General features: G+C 56.9%; 11 protein-coding genes. 10 read left to right on the forward strand and 1 reads right to left on the reverse strand.

All coding sequences use genetic code 11. The features are described 5' to 3' along the window. The 9 genes from ACTQ1S_RS00775 (at nucleotide 1) to ACTQ1S_RS00815 (ending at nucleotide 15,744) form a co-directional block, all read left to right on the forward strand. Nucleotides 1-1,233, forward strand: a complete 1,233-nt coding sequence (locus ACTQ1S_RS00775; RefSeq protein WP_427747444.1) for a hypothetical protein — start codon at nucleotides 1-3, stop codon at nucleotides 1,231-1,233. Beyond that, on the forward strand, nucleotides 1,234-3,162 hold the full coding sequence (locus ACTQ1S_RS00780) for an SNF2-related protein (RefSeq protein ID WP_441546819.1): 1,929 nt from the start codon (nucleotides 1,234-1,236) through the stop codon (nucleotides 3,160-3,162). Continuing rightward, nucleotides 3,163-4,122, forward strand: a complete 960-nt coding sequence (locus ACTQ1S_RS00785) for a hypothetical protein (protein WP_441546820.1) — start codon at nucleotides 3,163-3,165, stop codon at nucleotides 4,120-4,122. A gap of 105 nt (nucleotides 4,123-4,227) precedes the next feature. Continuing rightward, nucleotides 4,228-4,899: a DUF1819 family protein gene (locus ACTQ1S_RS00790; protein WP_441546821.1), complete on the forward strand. Its 672-nt coding sequence runs from the start codon at nucleotides 4,228-4,230 to the stop codon at nucleotides 4,897-4,899. Between the two features lie 2 nt (nucleotides 4,900-4,901). After that, nucleotides 4,902-5,525 (forward strand): DUF1788 domain-containing protein, encoded by a 624-nt coding sequence (locus ACTQ1S_RS00795; RefSeq protein WP_154515694.1) that lies wholly within the window; start codon nucleotides 4,902-4,904, stop codon nucleotides 5,523-5,525. A gap of 9 nt (nucleotides 5,526-5,534) precedes the next feature. Continuing rightward, a complete protein-coding gene (gene brxC, locus ACTQ1S_RS00800; protein WP_441546822.1) occupies nucleotides 5,535-9,194 on the forward strand; it encodes a BREX system P-loop protein BrxC in 3,660 nt (1,219 codons plus the stop codon). Between the two features lie 30 nt (nucleotides 9,195-9,224). Next, nucleotides 9,225-11,693: a BREX-1 system adenine-specific DNA-methyltransferase PglX gene (gene pglX / locus ACTQ1S_RS00805; protein WP_441546823.1), complete on the forward strand. Its 2,469-nt coding sequence runs from the start codon at nucleotides 9,225-9,227 to the stop codon at nucleotides 11,691-11,693. Nucleotides 11,694-11,702: 9 nt separating this feature from the next. Then, complete coding sequence (locus tag ACTQ1S_RS00810; protein WP_441546824.1) at nucleotides 11,703-12,641, forward strand: hypothetical protein; 939 nt, start codon at nucleotides 11,703-11,705, stop codon at nucleotides 12,639-12,641. A gap of 382 nt (nucleotides 12,642-13,023) precedes the next feature. Beyond that, entirely contained in the window at nucleotides 13,024-15,744 is a 2,721-nt protein-coding gene (locus tag ACTQ1S_RS00815) for a hypothetical protein (RefSeq protein WP_441546825.1), read from the forward strand. A gap of 177 nt (nucleotides 15,745-15,921) precedes the next feature. Here the strand turns inward: ACTQ1S_RS00815 and ACTQ1S_RS00820 are convergent, their stop codons facing one another. Then, complete coding sequence (locus ACTQ1S_RS00820) at nucleotides 15,922-16,599, reverse strand: DUF3800 domain-containing protein (RefSeq protein ID WP_441546826.1); 678 nt, start codon at nucleotides 16,597-16,599, stop codon at nucleotides 15,922-15,924. Between the two features lie 471 nt (nucleotides 16,600-17,070). Between ACTQ1S_RS00820 and ACTQ1S_RS00825 the strand changes: the two genes are divergently transcribed. Then, nucleotides 17,071-18,039: a hypothetical protein gene (locus ACTQ1S_RS00825; protein WP_441546827.1), complete on the forward strand. Its 969-nt coding sequence runs from the start codon at nucleotides 17,071-17,073 to the stop codon at nucleotides 18,037-18,039. The last annotated feature ends 4 nt before the right edge of the window (nucleotides 18,040-18,043 follow it).

Below are 18,043 nucleotides of genomic sequence, written 5' to 3' on the forward strand. Positions count from 1 at the left end.
ATGAACCTGCTCGAGATGATCGGCGACGGCGTCAACATTAAGCCGACCGGAGCCAACCACAAGATCGTGATCGACGGCAAGCCCGAGATGTATCCCGTTTACAGCATTAAGCTCGAGTTCCTGCGCTATAACGTGCAAAACGACCGCATCGCCTCGTGGATTAGCCGCTATAAGGCCGAACATGGCGAGGGTGCGTTTAATGAGCTGGACGTCGCGGCCTGCAACGACATCATTGAGGGCTTTATCGTCGACAGCAATAAGGATGCCATCGAAAAGACGCAGCGTAGCATTGCCCTGCGTTCGCAGGAGCGCCCCGGCGTGGTGCTGGCCGACGGCCTGATCGTCGATGGTAACCGCCGCTTTACCTGCCTGCGTCGTCTTGCCGCCGAAAACCCAAGCTTTGGCTGGTTTGAGGCTGTTATTCTTCCCGAGAGCCTGGGTAACGATTCCAAGAAGATCAAGATGCTGGAGCTTTCGATTCAGCATGGCGAGGAAGAGAAGGTCGGCTACGATCCGGTCGACCGCCTGGTGGGCATCTACAACGACATCATTAGCTCAAACTTGCTCTCGAAGGAGGAGTATGCCCAGTGCATTGGCGTTGAGCCCAAGGAGCTCGAGAAGGAGATTGTAAAAGCCCGCTATATGAACGAGTTCCTGGAGTTTGCCAACGCCAAGGACCAGTTCCACCTGGCGCGCGAGCTCAAGGTCGCCGGCGTTATCAACGAACTGCAGGGCGTCCTTAAAAAGTGCAAGAGCGACGATCAGGAAGAGGACGTTAAGAACATCGTCTTTGCCAACATGATTACCGAGCCGCAGGGCGACATCGTGCGCTTTGTCCGTAAGATCAAGCCGATTTTGGAGGGCCCCGACGCGGATCGCTTTATCGAGCGCGAAAACGAGCTGGCCTTTGAGGTTGCCGAGCGCCTGAAGAACAAAGAGATCGTGACCTCGACCGACATCGCCGAGATTCGCGACGATGTTCAGCTGGCGACGGCCTTCCGTGAGGTTATGGAGTCGGCCGAGAACACCACCAAGATGAACAAGGCCCTCAAGTCGCCTTCGCTCTCGATCATTCGCGCCATCAGGGATCTTGATCAGGTGGAGGAATCGACCTTTGGCTTGCTGCCTGCGGACGAGATCGCCAATATCGCCGCCGAGGTCGCCAAGCTCGAGGCGAGGGTGCATATGATCAAGGACAAGATCTCGTACAGGATGGGCGGCGAGGAAGCCTAAATGAAACTGCGCCTCTCGTATAGCGACGGCATTTCCGTCGTGCCGCTCGACATGACGGTTGAGCAGCTGCGCCGCGAGCCGGTCTGGAAGATTCGGCTTTCGGCGCTGCGCCGCTATGCACCGAGCTATCGAGAGGCGGACGTGCTCTTTTCTCTGGGGATTGACGACCCGGGCGCCAAGCGCATCGTCGAGCTGCTGCAGCAGGCGGCAAGCTTTGGCGTGGAGTGCCAGGTGGACCCGGACTTGCTGCGAGGCCTTACGGCGCGTGAGGACTATCTGCGCGAGAAGGCGCGCGTGGGCCTGCTGATCAAGGCGCATGATGAATCGGTGGCCGATCGCTTTGATGAGTTCCGCCGCGCCGAGGACACCCTGATGCAGCGCCCGCTCAAGGACCGTCAGCTGTGGGATGCGTTCTTTATGAGCGCCATGGGCCGCAGTGCCAACTTCTCCGTTCCCGGTTCGGGCAAGACGGCATCGGTCCTGGGAACCTTTGCCTACCTGCGCGAGCGCGACCTAGTCGACCGCATCATCGTGCTTTCGCCCAAAAACGCTTTTGGCTCGTGGCGCGACGAGTGGGCCGCCTGCTTTGGCGCCGACCGCCCGCTGCGTTCGCTGTGCTTCCACGACCCCGAGTTTCGCGGTCGTTCCACGCGCGACAAGTACAGCACTCTGCTGTTTGACTACAAGCGCTACGACATGATCTTACTCAACTACGAGTCGGTCGCACTGGGGGAGGCAGCCGCGCGCATTGCGGCCGATCGCGCCCTGGTGGTATTTGATGAGGTGCATAAGGTGAAGCGTGTGGGCGGCAAGCGCGCAGCGAGTGCGGTGCAGATTGCCGCGGCGGCGCCGTACTTTATCGCGCTCACCGGTACGCCGATTCCCAACTCGTTTGAGGACCTATACAACCTGCTCCACTGCCTATGGCCGCGCGACTACAACTGGTACTTTGGCATGAGCGCCAATGCCCTTAAGTCGACGAGTGAGGACGACGTTGAGCATATTAACGAGTCCATCGCGCCGTTCTTTTGCCGCACCAATAAGCATCAGTTGGGCGTGCCGCAGGCCAACGAGGACCATCTGGTCGATGTGCCGGTGGAACGCTGGGAGCAGCAGCTGTTCCAAAAGGTGCTGCGTACGCTTTCGGGCGAGCCGTTCGAGATGATCATTCGCCTGCTGCAGCTTTCGTCCGATCCGCGCATGCTGGCCGAGGATCTGAGCGCCGGCGACTATGCCGACTTGTTTGATGGCGAGGTGCAGACGGGCGCCGGCAAAGCGCTGGAAGGTCTGCAGGTGGATGACCGGCCCACAGCCAAGATGGTCGCCTGCCTAGATCTGGTCGAGTCCCTGGTAGCCCAGGGCAAGTCAGTCATCGTGTGGTGCATCTTTAAGCGCAGCATTCGCAACGTGGTGCACGAGCTGCACGTGCGCGGCATTACGGCCCGTGCCATCAGTGGGTCGACCGATATGCCCACGCGCGCCCGCATCATCGATTCGTTTAAGGCGGGGGAGACGAGCGTGCTGGTCACCAACCCGCACACACTGGCCGAGTCGGTCTCGCTCCACAGCGTGTGCCACGACGCCGTCTACTTTGAGTGCAGCTACAACCTGGTGCACCTACTGCAGTCCAAAGACCGCATTCACCGCCTAGGTCTGCCGCAAGAGCAGTACACGCAGTACCACTACCTGCGCGCTGTGTACGAACGCCGCGGCGGGTCCTGGTCGCTCGACCGCAACATCTACGAGCGCCTGCAGTACAAGGAGCAGGTCATGCTCGACTCGATTGACCGCGGCACGCTGGAACCCGGCTATACCGACGAGCGCGATCTGGAACTGGTGTTTAAGGGTCTTTTTGATGACGAGGAACAGCGGAACGAGATCAACGACCACGACGCCGCGGACGATACGCAAGAACGCAAGGAGATGTAAATGATGCAGAAAGCCTTTCCCATCTTTGCCATGGAGCTGTTTTGCGACGGCTGGCTGTTCTTAACGCATTCCGATGTGACGTGGGATGGATCGTCGCACGCCGTTAAGCGCATTCGTATCAATGCCGACAAAAGTGAGCGGCTCCTGAGCCATGCGCGCGAGCACTTTACGGATGTTCCGAGCAACATCGATTTGTGCCAATACGTCGGTGCCACGTTAGAAGAGCTCGAGAAGCATGCCGAGCCGGTTGTTCCCCGCGACGTTGTTTCGTCCCGTCTGCAGTTGCTGTTTGAGGGCGACTTGACGCCGATTACGCTGGTGCAGCTCATGTGTGTGGGCGACTGGCTTTCGGTGCGTCAGGGCAATGAGGGCGAGATCCGCGTTACCTACGACGAGCGTCTGGCTCAGCAGATTTCCGGGTTTGGCCTGTTTATGGCGAGCTTTGTCGAGTCGCTTTGCTCTCAGAGCACGATGTTGAGCGACGGATCGGTTGCCACGGTGTTCGAGGCAAGGCCGGCAACGGAGCCGGGTATATGCGCGTTTTTGGAGATGAGTGAAACGGCTCTCGCGGAGCCCGAACCCGAGGAGGCGCTCGGTGTTGAACCGGAGCCCGAGCCTGAGCCAGAGCCTGCACCGGAACCTGCCCCTACGCCCTCTGCAAAGGAGCAAGAAAAGCTGCGCATCGCAAGGGAGGTAAAGGCCGCGCGCGACAAGATGGAAGAGCTCGACAAGGCACGTGTTGCTTTGCTCAACCAGCTGCTTGTGCTGCGCCATAAGCATGAGCGGCTTTCCGATCAAAGTGGTTGGAGGGCAATTGTCGAGATGGAGGAAGTCGGCAGGCAGGTCAAAGATCTCAGCAGCCATGTCGACCAGCTCGACGAACAGCTCCGCGACGCGCGCCTTGCCTACGCCGAGACCCGCGCAGCGTCGCTGCAAGCGCTTAAGGAGCTGGGGCAGTAGGACAGCAACATCCCTCACGACCCCGTACTTAAACGGTATCATTGGAAGGCATATTTGCATCGCCCCGATGCAAATAAAAAGGCCCGAACCCTTGGAGTGTGTCCTGTGGATAACACCGAAAAAATATCACTGGGAGGCGTGCTCACGCGCGAGCAGTTTTTGCTGCCCGAGATGCGTATCGTCGCCGCGTTGCGTCTTGATGGCGTGAGCGACGACGAGATCATTGCGCGCGTTAAGCACGACAACCTGTTTCAGTATCCCACCGAGCGCATGCTGGCCGACCGCGCCCGCGTGTGCCTGCGCCGCTTTGATGCCGTATCGCTCGACGAGGCGCAGTGCGCTGCCCGCGGTATCGACAAAGACACCGCCGATCAAGCTGTCACGCGCATTATGGAACTTGTCGCCAACGGCATGCCCGATCAGGCTGCTCAAGCCAACCTGTTTGCCATGATGTGCCGCTACACCATGGTTCGCGAGCTCATCCAGGTGGAGATTGGCGAGCGCATGGCCAGCTTCGACTACAACTTTACCGACGTTGACCTTAACGCGTTTGTCACCCGTTTTCAGGTTGAGCACGCCGAGGCCGTCAAATGGTCCGATGCTACGCTGGGCCGTATAAAAAGCACCCTGCGCCAGATTCTGCGCAGCGCCGGTTTTAAGGCATCGCAGCGAACCGATACGCTCCAGCCCCTGCTGCTCGACCCCGACGTGGAACAGGCCATCCGCGACTTGGGCGATATGGATGCCCTGGCCGCACTCACCGGGCAGGTGATGTAGGCATGGCAATAAACCAGCCGCATATTCGCCCGCGCAACCGCGCCGAGCGCATACATGAGGACTTTGACCATCGCCGCGAGGCGCTGCGCGAGCGCCTGCAAGACCAGGACTTCTTGGCCAACAAGGGCATCGGTAACGAGATTGGCTTCTACACGTTTTGCTACGATCCCTCGCTGGAGTTTGAGTGCCGCGCCTATGTGGACGAGCTCGTGGCAGATGCCCAGGCCGGCAAGCTGCCGTGCAATCTGGAGGTTTTTAACCTGTACGACGTGATGCTCGATATCTGCGAGCAGCGCCGCATCCTTCGTGCGATTCCCCGGCGTGAGGCAAAGGTCGGCTCGGAGGCCCAGATCAAAGAGCTCCAGAAGCCCTGCAGCTCCAAGAGCTTTGCCCAGTACCTCCTGGAGCATACCCAGCCGCATCAGCCCGGCGACGTGATCTTGCTCACGGGCGTGGGCGAGGTCTTTCCGCTGCTGCGCGTGCACAACCTGCTCAACGACATGCTTGCCGATTTTGGCACCGTGCCTGTCGTCGTCATGTATCCCGGCAGCTTTGACGGCCGCCAGCTCAAGTTGTTCAACAAAGAGAACGCCAGCAACTATTACCGCGCGTTCGATATTTCTTAGGAGCGACAGATGATTATCCAAGACCTGTTTTCCAAGGACATCAACCGTTCCATCAACGGCGTCGTCAAGGTGCAAGACGCCAGCGACGAATCGGTGCGCCAGGAGCTCGACGAGTACGTGGTGACGCGCGAGCTGCAGGGTCATTTTGCGCACTTCTTCGAGGCGTACGACAAGGCCCTCGACGTTCCCACCGACAATATGGGCGTGTGGATCAGCGGCTTCTTTGGCTCCGGTAAATCGCACTTCCTTAAGATGCTCTCGTATCTGCTGCAAAACGATGAGATTGCCGGCAAGCGGGCCGTCGACTACTTTGATGGCAAGATTTCCGATCCCATCGTGGCCGCTCGGGTTCGTCGTTGCTGCGAGGTTCCCACCGAGGCGATCCTGTTTAACATCGACAGCAAGGGCGGCCAGTGGAAAGAGGGCGACACCTCGCGCACGGCCCTGCTGCGCGCCTTTGAGCGCGTGTTCTTTGAGCACCTGGGCTTTTTTGGCGAGGACCTTAAGCTGGCACGCCTGGAGCAGCATATCGACAGCAAGGGTAAGACGCAGGAGTTCCGCGCTGCCTACGAGAGCATTGACCACGGCAACTGGCTCGAGGACCGCGAGAGCTACAGCTACTTTGAGGACGATATCGTCAAGGCCCTGCAACAGGTCCTGGGCATGAGCGAGCAGGCCGCGCGCCACTGGTTCGACGGTACCGAGGACGACGCCATCGCTGCCGACACCTTTGCCAAGATGGTCAAGCAGTATGCCGACAAGCGCGCCGAAGAGTGCGGCGGCGAGTTCCGCCTGCTGTTCATGGCCGACGAGGTGGGTCAGTTTATTGGCTCCGATGCCGACATGAGCACGAGCCTTATGCTGTCGCTGCAGACGCTCGTCGAGGAGCTGGGCAGCCGTTGCGGTGGCCGCGTGTGGGTTATGGTGACCAGCCAGGAGGCCATAGACGAGGTCGCCATGATCGTGGGCGACGACTTCTCCAAGATTCAGGGTCGCTTTAACACGCGCCTTTCGCTCTCCAGCTCCAGCGTGGACGAGGTCATCCAGCGCCGCGTGCTGCAAAAGAACGATGCCGCCGAGGCAAAGCTCCAGCAGGACTATGAGGCCCAGAGCACCGTGCTCAAAAACGTATTCTCCTTTGACGGTTCGCGCGGCGACCTGATTGGCTATGCCAGCCGCAACGACTTTACGGCCAGCTACCCGTTTGTGAACTACCAGTTTAAGGTGCTACCCGACGTTATGACTGAGGTACGTAAGCACGGCGTCAAGGCCAAGCACATGTCCACGGGCGAGCGCTCCATGCTTTCGGCCTTCCAGGAATCGGCCCAGGCCATTCAGGACCAAGAGGTAGGCGCCCTGGTGCCGTTCTGGCGCTTTTTCGATACCATTGCCAAGGACCTGGAGCACGGCGTGATCCAGGTGGTCACGCGCGCCGAGCGCGCAGCCGAGGATGGCCATGGTCTTAAGACCGAGGACGTTAAGGTCCTAAAGCTGCTGTATCTGATCCGCTATATCGACTACATCAAGTCCAACGTCGAGAACATTTCCATCCTTATGGTCGACGGCATGGACGTGGACAAGGCCGCCCTTAAGGACCGCGTTAAGGAGTCGCTCAACCGTCTGGTACGCGAAAACTACGTGGCACGTCAGGGCGATGCGTACAACTTCCTCACCGACGAGGAGCAGGATATCTCGCGCGCCATTAGCGAGACGCCGGTAGATGCTGCCCTGATTATCGAGGGCATTAAAAAGTCGCTCTTTAGCGGCATCTATACGGCTACCAAGCTGCGCGTGGGCGCCAACGACTTTCCCTTCGACCGCTATGTAGACGACTCGGTCTATGGTGTGGCCCAGGGCGGCATGAAGCTCAACGTCGTTACGGTGGCAGATGATCTCTCGCGTGCCGACGACGCCGAGCTCGCCGTCAAGTCGGCCAATATCGCGCTGGTGGTGCTGGCAGACGATATCGACTACTTTGATGACCTGCAGAATGTGGCTAAGATCCGTAAGTATCGCAAGACCATCAATACCGAGGCCCTGGCGCCTTCGACTCAGCAGATTATCCAGGCAAAGATGAAAGAGGCTACTTTCGTTGAGCGCGAGGCAGCCAAACTGTTGGAGGAGGCCGTGCTGCATGCCCGTGTGGCTGTGAATGGTTCCATGGTTAACATTCGCGCCACCAAGCCCGCCGATGTGTTTGACCAGGCCCTGTCAAAGCTGACGGATGCCATCTTTACCAAGGCCGACTACATCGCCGACCCCGCCAAGACCGACGAGGACATTCGCGCTACGCTGCGCGGTGCCAACCAGATGGCGCTCGATGGCCAGAGCTCCCAGAACGCCCGCGCCGAGAAGGAGGTCGCGGACTTTTTGCATGCCCAGACGCGCCTGTCCCTGAATACGACCATGGGTGACCTGCAGCGTAAGTTCCAGGGTGCCCCCTATGGTTGGCGCGAAATCGACATTGCCAACGTGGTGGCACAGCTGGTGGTTTCGCAGCGTGCGATCATTACGGCTGCCGGCGCCAATGTTGCCCCCGCAGATTTGCGTATGGTTACCTACCTGCGCAAGGACGCCGACAAGGCCCAGGTGCGCGAGCGCGTCAAGATGAGCGACGAGCTCATCAAGAAAGTCAACAGGGTGCTGCGCGATACCTTCGATGCCAAGCGTGATATTTCCAACGAGGACGAGCTTACCGCCACGGTGGTCGAAACGCTTACGGGCTACAAGAACGAGTGCGTGGAGCTCACGAACAACAACTTTACGGGCTTGGCCCCAGCCTACCCGTATCCGGGCCTAAAGGTGCTAGAAGATGGCATTACGCTGACCACGCGCCTGCTGGACAACCAAAACGACGCCCAGGCACTGTTCAATGCCTTTGTAAAGGCGCAGGACGATCTGGACGAATGGAAAGAGGACTACGACCAGGTCGTGTTCTTCTTTGAGAACCAAAAGCCCGTCTTTGATAAGGCCGTTGCGTTTATGGGCCTTATGAAGGAAGAGGGCTTCTACATGGACTCTAACGCCCAGGCGGTCGAGGCCAACAAGCGCATTGAGCAGATTCTGAAGAATCCGCGTCCGTACCGTGAGGTCCGCGAGCTGCACAACCTGATGGAGCCCGTCATGGCTGCCCATAAGCAGATGGTCGATGCCAAGCGCAAGGAGATGCTGGACGACATTGCCGCGCAGATGGCCCAGGTACACGAATATGCCCAGGGCCAGGACGGCTACGCCAAGCTGGCCGAGCGCGCCATCGAGGACGCCGGCCGCATGGCCAAGTCGTTCGAGGGCCGTGCGCACAGCGCCACCAAGGCCAGCGAGCTTGCCGCGCTGAAGCAGCAGCTGATTGAGTACTGCGATCGCGCATGCGAGAACATCGATAAGGCTATCGATGAGGAGAAGGCCCGCCAACTGCGTGAGAGCCGCCACGTAGAAGTCATGCCCAACGGTGAGACCGTTACTACGATCAAAGACCCGGGCAACGATGCTTCGGCGACCGTCGAGCCTGCACCCGCTCCTGCTCCCAAGAGGATTAAAAAGCTGCGCCTGGCCGACCTGGGCGAGCGCAAAAAGCTGCAGAGCGAAAGCGATATCGATGCCTACCTTGCCCAGCTCCGCGTGCGCCTGCTTGCCGAGCTGCAGGGCAACGACGCCATCCGCCTGAGCTAACCAAGGACCACCGGGGAAGGGGAGACCGCCATGAACGATACCGCCATCAAGAACTACTGCATCTGGGCCCGCAACGAGCTCATCGCCGGCGTCGAGGCCCGCATGAGGCTCTACGGCGTGGCCGAGGGCGCCGAGCCCGCCGGCGCGACGGCGGTGGGCGGGCGCGCCCTGTCCCCGGAGGAGACCGGGTGGCGCGACGCCCTGCTGCGCGCCGGCGCCGAGGAGGGCTTCTCCCACCTGCGCGACCGCGCCGCCTACACCTGGTTCAACCGCATCGCCGCCGTGCGCTACATGGAGGTCCACGACTTCCTGCCCTCCCGCGTGCGCATGTTCACCCGCCCCGCGGCGGACGGCTCCTGGGAGCTGGGCAGCCAGGCCGCGGACGAGGCGCTCGACGTGGAGATCGAGGGGGCGGACCCGGTGCGCGTCGCCGAGCTCAAGCAGGCCGGCGAGGACGGGCCGCTGTTCCGCTACCTGTTCCTGGCCCAGTGCGCCGAGCTCTCAGGGTGCCTGCCCGGCGTGTTCCAGCCCGTGGACGCCTGCATGGCGCTGCTGCTGCCGGCCAACCTCATGGACCCCGACGGCGTCATCGGACGCATGGTGGGCGACATCCCCGAGGAGGACTGGGATAACGTCCAGATCCTGGGATGGATGTACCAGTACTACAACTCCGAGGTCAAGGACGCCTTCTTCGCCTCCAAGGCCAAGGAGACCCCCGACACCATAGGCCCGGCCACCCAGCTGTTCACGCCCGACTGGATCGTGCGCTACATGGTTCAGAACTCGCTGGGGCGCCTATGGATGCTCAACAACCCCGGAAGCCCGCTTCGCGACGAGATGGAGTACTACATCGAGCCCGACTCCGAGCACGAGGACTTCATCAGGATCGCAGGCCCCGAGGACATCTCCCTGTGCGACCCGGCCTGCGGCTCGGGCCACATCCTGGTCTACGCCTTCGAGCTGCTGGCCAAGATGTACCTTGAGCGCGGCTACCGCGAGCGCGAGATCCCCGGGCTCGTCCTGTCCAAGAACCTGCACGGCATGGAGATCGACCCCCGCGCCGCCCAGATCGCGCGGCTGGCGCTGGCCATGTGCGCCCGCGAGCTGGACCGCCGCTTCTTCGGCCGCGGCGTGCAGGCCGACATCGCCGTGCTCGCCCCGGTGGCGCTGGGGGAGGGAGACGTCCCGCACGGCAGCGCGCTCGAGAAGAGGAAGGACCTGGTCGACGCCCTGGCGCACCTGGACGAGGTGGGCTCCCTGCTCGCCCCGGGCGAGGGCGACCTCGCCGCGGTCCGCGAGGCAATCGACCTTACCGGCTCCGACGGCCTGTTCGGCAGCAGCTCGAGGGAGAGGCTCCAGCGCGCCCTTTCCACCTGTGAGATCCTGGCCCGCCGCCACGACTGCGTCGTGGCCAACCCGCCCTACATGGGCAGCTCCAGCTTCGGCCCCTTCATGTCCAAGTGGGTCAAGAAGAGCTACCCCGACGTCAAGAGCGACCTGTTCTCCAGCTTTGTCGTCCGCATGTTCGATCTCGCCAAAGACCATGGCGAGTGCGGTGTCATGTCGCCCTTCGTCTGGATGTTCATCGGAAGCTACGAGAAGCTCCGCAACGAGATTATCGACAACAGAACGCTGACTTCCCTTATCCAGCTCGAGTACTCGGGTTTCGCTGGCGCGACTGTGCCCATCTGCACCTACACGTTCCACAACTCATTCATCAAGGGCTACAAGGGCGGCTACGTGCGCCTTTCGGACTTCGTTGGTGCTTCCGTCCAGGCTCCCAAGGCCCTCGAGGCGATCAAGAACCCCGACTGCGGCTGGTTCTACCGCCGCGACGCCGAGACCTTCAAGCAGATCCCCGGCACCCCCATCGCCTACTGGGCCAGCGATGCCCTGCTTGACACATTTGCTAATAATCCCCAAATTTCTGACGTCGCCTTTCCTAAACAAGGGTCAACTTTAGGCAACAATGATTTATTTTTACGTCGATGGTACGAGGTGTCTGAGGGTTCATCGCGCTGGTTTCCGTGCATGAAGGGCGGTGAGTTTCGAAGGTGGTACGGGAATCAGACATATGTGGTTGACTGGGCTGACGATGGTAGGGCCGTTAGAAACCTTGGACGAGCAACAATAAGAAATAAAGAATATCTCTTTAAGAGGGGATTGACATGGTCCAACATCAGTTCTTCTCTTGCTGCGTTTCGATTGATGCCGGATGGTTTCTTTTTCGAGAGCTCGGGGACTGCCCTTTTTGCTACGTCTGAAATGCAATTAATTTACCTACTGGGCTACCTTAATTCCTCTGTGGCCAAGGAGATTAACGGAATGGTCAATCCGACGCTGCACTTCCAATCTGGCGATATAGGCAAACAGCCCTACGTTGAAGAATCTCACGATCCGGCGGTCCAACTGCTGGTCAAAAAATGCATTGCGGACTCTATTGCCGACTACGATTCGTTTGAAACCTCCTGGGATTTCAAGCGTCATCCGCTGCTGTAGGTGAATGGAATGAAGAAGACACTATTTCTCGGTAACGGGTTGTTTCGAGTTAGGACAGAATCTGAAAAGAAGGTTGGCTGCGAGGGTCGTGACAAAAGCTGGGCGGATTTGCTGGCGGAAATTGCTTTTCATGTCCAAGATGTTTTCAATAACGATAGGCCTATGCCCGTTGAATATGATCGACTGATTGCATCGCTGGTACGGAATCAAGACTCACTTAGGGACTATTATTCGCTCGAAGGACGCAATGACGCTTGGAAGCAGATTCTTAATCCAGACGATATGGTTAGGTCGGGCGATATGGAGCACCGCGTTAAGCGCTTTGTTGCCGGCTGGTTTAACGAACGGAGATATTGTGCTCCCGATGTATTGGATGCTGCGCTTAAGCTGAAAAACGATTTTGTTCTAACTTCTAATTACGATCTGAGGATTGAGAATCGCTACGAAGGTCTTAAGAAGTCTGGCTTATGTCTGTCTACTTATCCCGTCTTGCATATTCACGGTTCGATCGATGATGTTTCATCTGTCGTACTTGGGCAAAGTGATTATCTAAAGTCTGCTGTGAAAATGGATGAGGTAGTCCGTTCTTGGAACGGGTCCTTTTCAAGCTTCGTTGAGTGTGATTGGCCGCTTCTGTTCCTCGGCACAGATGTTTTTATTCTTGGATTTGGCTTCAGCCTAGATGAGATTGACTTATGGCATTTGCTGCATCTTCGCTCTCTCTGGTTTAAAGACCATCCGGACATCAAGCCTAATGCCATTAGATACTACAGCCTTTATCAATCTGAGAGTCCGTCGTTCCGTGTAAACGATCCTGCTCGTTATGATTTATTTTCAACATACGGAGTCAAGATTATCGATGTCCCCGTGTACAAAGGGGATTATGAAGAGGCCTATCGTGTGGCAATCGATTTAATTGCTGACGTCATGTATGCCGAAGACGATTAGATTGCGAATCGAATCCATTTTATGAATGGGATGTTGATGGAGCGTGCTTTTTCGCTATTTTAACTCGCGGTGTAAAATGAGGTTAGCTGAAAAACGGTTCAACCGTTTTGCAAGGGGGCTTCTCTTTATGGGACGCCCTCTATTTTTATGCCGCGCAAATCGGAAATTATTGCATTGCCAGCCGGTGCTTTTATTTGACCTCAACGGTCGTAGCCCAATACCTACCGCTCGCATTTGTTGCTCAACAAATAGCGAGGTTGATGGGCTAAGTTGATTGCAGCGTTGGACCAAAGCGGGGGAGCGGAGGGAGTCGAAGCCCTCCTTGAAAACGCCCCAAAGGAAGTTAAGTAGCTCCTGAAGTCTAAGCGAAAGGTTAATTCAAATGGATTTGGTGACTTCTTTTTTCCACCTGCTGTCCGATTATTGCGTTTGCTTTGACGATGGAATGATTACTTGGGATGGTCATCATCACGCTGCGACCGGTTTGCATGTCGATAACGAAAAGGTGCCCGAGCTTACCGAGTTTGCCACGCAGGGCGGCTTTGATGATTTGAATGATTACCTCAACTGCTTTGTCGACGGCTTTTTGAATAACCTGGTTGAGGCCGATGAGGATCTCATTGTTCCCAGGAGCGCAATCCACGAGGCGCTTTACCCTATGCTTCGAGAAGGGGATTTGACGGGCCTTGTTTTGGCTGATTTCTGCGGCTGTAACAAGGCACTCGTAATCGACAATCCGGCCCCCGATGCGTATTGCGTAATGTATGACACGCGAATCGCTCGCGGTATTCCGCAGTTCTTCAACTTGGTCACACGCATGCTTTGGGATATGCGCCAAGGGCTGCGTAGCCAGCAAGGCGCCTCGTTTAAGGTGACGTTTGTTGCGGCGAAGAACGTCGATCTATCCACGCTGGTCGTAGGCAACGTGACGGATGTTCCGGGCGTGCAGGAAAAGCCGGCAACGATGATGGTCTACTCTGCCCCGGCGATTCAGCTGGACACCTCGGCCTCAGACGGATGCGGCGCGGCGTCTGCCCCTGCGGGAGGGGAGCGGCCTGGTAACGCAGGCGGTGATAGGAAGGTTGCTGCAAGCGAGGGCGACCGCGTATGGGGTAATGCGTTTTCCGTGGCGCTTCCCGATGGCTGGATTGTCGATTCCGACCCCAGCCAAAAAGATACCTTTGTTTTAAGCCCCGCTTCGTCCAACAGGCGCATGGAAGGGGCTCAGGTTCTTTATTCGTGGCGCCCTGAAACACCAGAAGAAATGCGCATCATGGACCAGCTCGAGGTTCGTCGCGCCGTGATTAGGACCACCCACTTCCCTCCCATAAACAACATGGTTCCCAGAGGGCTTGAGTATCACGAAGTTCAGGGTGATGGGTGCATTGTCGCTGTCGTCCAGGTTGGCGTGGGACTTCCTGGCATGGATACGGGGATTGGCTTGGAGTTCTATGTCTACCCTCTATACCGTGACAACGACGGCATGCGCGTGACGTTCTATTCATGGGATCGGGATCGTGTTGATGAGGCCCGCACGTTTGTCGATGGACTCGCGTCGACCGTTCGTCTTAATAAGGTGGAGCCTCTCAGTTGGGACATTGCGTTTAAGAAATGCTTTGAAACTAAGGTCGAGCCCGAGGAGTTCAGGGAGCTTGCATTCCAGGGCGTTTCTCCTTTGATCACGATTCGCCAGAAGGTCTATACGTCAGCGGCATACGAGACTAGTTTGGTAGTCGGTAATACTAAGCTCGATCAGGAGAATGCCGGTTTAAAGGCTTTGGCTCAGCTTCATGTGGATTCCGAGCGTTATCTGGATCGCATTCTTGACGCGGTCGATGCCCAGGAGCGCCTCTACGGAAAAGAGAGCTCCGTATATCAGGACATTCGCTCTGCCGCAGCTAATGTTATTGATGTTGCTTTACTGAGGGCATCTAATTGCGACCTCGAAGACGGGCGTAACGCAGAGGCCATCCTTGCCCCTTCCGAGCACATGCGTGAGATTCGCGCCCGCATTGGACTGGACCCGGTGCCGGCGCCCGTTGCGCCGGAGAAGAAGGCCGCGCCGGAGAGTAAGGCGTCGGAGAAGAAGGATGCTGCGCCCGCCAAGGAGAAGAAGGTCGCTGCGCCGGCTGAGGAGAAGGTCGCTGAGCCTGCCAAGGATGAGAAGGCGGCTGCGCCTGAGAAAAAGAATGATGTGGTCATCGAGAAGAAAAAGGCCGAGGACGAGAAGCCTCAACCGTTTCAACCAAAGTCTTGGGCAGAGGACGAGACGAGGGATAGGGTTTACGCGCTTGCCGATCGATGCAATGAGATGCGCGGCGATTACTTTGACGCCAAAGTGAACAAGGCGAGGCGCCAGCGCGAGCTAGATTCGATTGTCGACGATTTGAATGAGGCAATCTCAAAATTCGATTACTTTCGGGACCTAGAGCGCAAACGAGAGCAGCTGGCAGAGCTAAGAAACAACCTTAATAATGAGGCCTCTAGCTGCGAGAAAGAGCTTCAGTCGTTTGGATTGTTCGACATTAGCAATAAACGTCAAGCAAAGAAGAAGCTCTCGGATCTTACCGAGCATATAGAAAAGGTCGATTCCAGCCTTAAGGCGATCGAGGTCAAACTCTCCAAGGGCTCAAGTAAGCTCGTCAAAGCAAAGGTCGATGAGTTGCGACAGCAAAAGGGCGATGCCCAGCTAGCGTTTAAAGAGGCCGAAGCGAACTTCGAACAAATAGAAGCCGAAAAGAAAGAGCGCAGGGCTAAGCTCGAAGCATTCTGTGCCAGCGTGCCAAAAAGTGACCGATTTGATGAATGCTATTGGGATGCCGATTGGCAGATGCGACAAGCGTACGATCGCAAGAGGAAGGCTAAGACCGATCCGGAAAACAAGCGGCTTGCGAAGCAGTTTGCGCAAACAGTTGACGTTGGGGAAGTATTTACTTTATATGACATGATGGACGCTGTTGACGGAATAGATACGTTCTCAAAAGCGGGCGTTGTTTGCTATATGTATGACAGGACTCATTCAGTAAAAAAGGTTGCTCCGATTAACAATCGCACTGCTTATATGTTGACCGATAAAAGGTTCATGGATATATGGGACGATTGATTTTGAAGCAGAAGTCGGATGTATTTTGCAGGGGGCATCTCTAGGGATGCCCCCTGTTTTTATGTCGAGCCTGCATTGGATCCACGCATAAAAAATGCCGGGGGACATCCCCCGGCTCTTGGAGGTCCCTCTATTCGAGGGTACCGATATCTTTATAGCAGAAGCTGCGCGCCGGGTCTACGCGAGACGTTTCGCCCGAATCTTTCTAAGATGATTTTTCTTGAAATCACGATAGTTTCCAAAGAAGATTTGCTCGGTATTTGATTGCTCGGAGTTTCCGAATTTAATTTGTGCCAGTTCGATTTCGCAGATATAGTCAGCAATTTGCTGAAGCCTGAACTGCTTCGGATCACATTCTTTGAAAATGACCGCTTGCTTTCCAAGAACGTATTCGAATGCAGCGTGAAGGACGGCTGTTACCTCGTTTTGCCCGTCATCGTAATAGATTTTGACAGCGTCATAGCTTTGGAAGGGCTGAAGTCTGTCGAACAAAAAGAGGATCAAGTCGCGACGCATTCTTGCGAACATAGTCGCATCACTTTTGAATTTGTTTCTTTGGTAACTGAGCGTCATGTATGTAATGGGGCATTTGTTTGCAAATACTGCAAAGCTCGCCAGAAGCCGATTGCGCAAGCGAGTGTCCATGGCTCCGTAGGATTCGTTGCCGTGCATCAGGGGGTTCATGTGTAGGGGGATATCGGGAAGTCCACGCGTTCTAAGCGTGTGTTCATAACGCTCGATAATTTCAGCAATTGATGCTGACTGGTCATGAAATACAAGCGTGACGAGATAGTATTTAGCGCTTTGCCCTCCGTAGTTGCCTGATTCGTCGACGAAGACGGAAAGCTCCCTCATGATGCAGTCTCCCTAAAAACAAAAATGCCGGGGGGATCCCCCGGCCCTTGACTGCCCTCCATAAAGGAACGCAACCCATTTATACCACGAGACGAGGAGTCTATTCAAGTAGGAATTATAATGACCAAACACATGTTCGTCAATCTGCCTGCGGTTTTAGGATAACGACAGACTTTTGGCATGAGATGGTGGGGACGCGCTCGTTCGTGTTGCTTTGAACCGGTTGATGCGGCCGTGGCGTTATGGCTACCGCTCGCACTTGTTGCTCAACAAATGGTGGGGCTGGTGGAGTAAGTTAATACATAGTTGACTGCGAAGCGGGGTCGGCTTGTAGTGGGCGTCCTCTCAAAATGATGCCTGCGAATGCTCTGCATGGGGCGCTATAAGCTTTGCTGTCGGGTAGACTTGTCTATGTTGACTTAGCTAGTTTTATTGGGCTTTTAATCGGTCCTGATTGGATGGGATAGAGATATGGCAACGTTGCTCGCCGATAAATACGAGGCTCGCAAGGCCGAGGTCAATGCTCGCTTTGAGCAGCTTCGTGCTAACGAGGAGGAGCTCAACCGAATCTTCGCCAAGATCTACAACATGGAGGGCGAGGTGCCCATCGAGGTCGAGGACAAGTACGTATCGGTGGCGCGCATCTTCGATACCGCTGACGAGATTCCCGAGAGCTACAAGGGCAACAAGTACGTGCGCACCAAGCGCGACGAGATTACCTCGCTCATAAGCTATGCCGTGGGCTGCATGTTCGGCCGCTATTCGCTGGACGTGGACGGTCTGGTTTTGGCCGATCAGGGTGCCACGGTCAACGACTACCTGGCCAAGATGCCCGATCCCGATCACGTGACCTTTATGCCCGACGGCGACAACGTGCTGCCCATCACCGATGACGAGTACTTTGACGACGACATCGTGCGTTACTTTATCGACTTTGTGCGCACCGTGTACGGCGAGGAGACGCTCGAGCAGAACCTGGCCTTTATTGCCGAGGCGCTCGGCGGCAAGGGCACCTCGCGAGAGGTCATCCGCACCTACTTTTTGAAGGACTTCTTTAAGGACCACTGCCAGACCTACAAGAAGCGCCCTATCTACTGGCTGTTTGATTCGGGCAAAAAGAACGGCTTTATGGCCCTGGTCTACATGCACCGCTATACGCCCGACCTGCTGGCGCGCATTCGTACCGACTACGTGCACGAGCAGCAGGAGCGCTATCGCTCGCAGATCGCCGACGCCGAGGACGCGCTGGCCACGGCCGAGCGCGGCGAGAAGGTCGCGCTGACCAAGCGCATCAAAAAGCTCAAGGATCAGCTGACCGAGACCGTTGCCTACGAGGAAAAGCTGCATCACCTGGCCGACCAGATGATCAAGATTGACCTGGACGACGGCGTTAAGGTCAACTATGCCAAGTTCCAGGATGTGCTGGCAAAGATAAAATAATGCA

The sequence above is a fragment of the Collinsella sp. LCP21S3_D3 genome (genome assembly GCF_052118305.1).
Classification (GTDB): Bacteria; Actinomycetota; Coriobacteriia; order Coriobacteriales; family Coriobacteriaceae; genus Collinsella.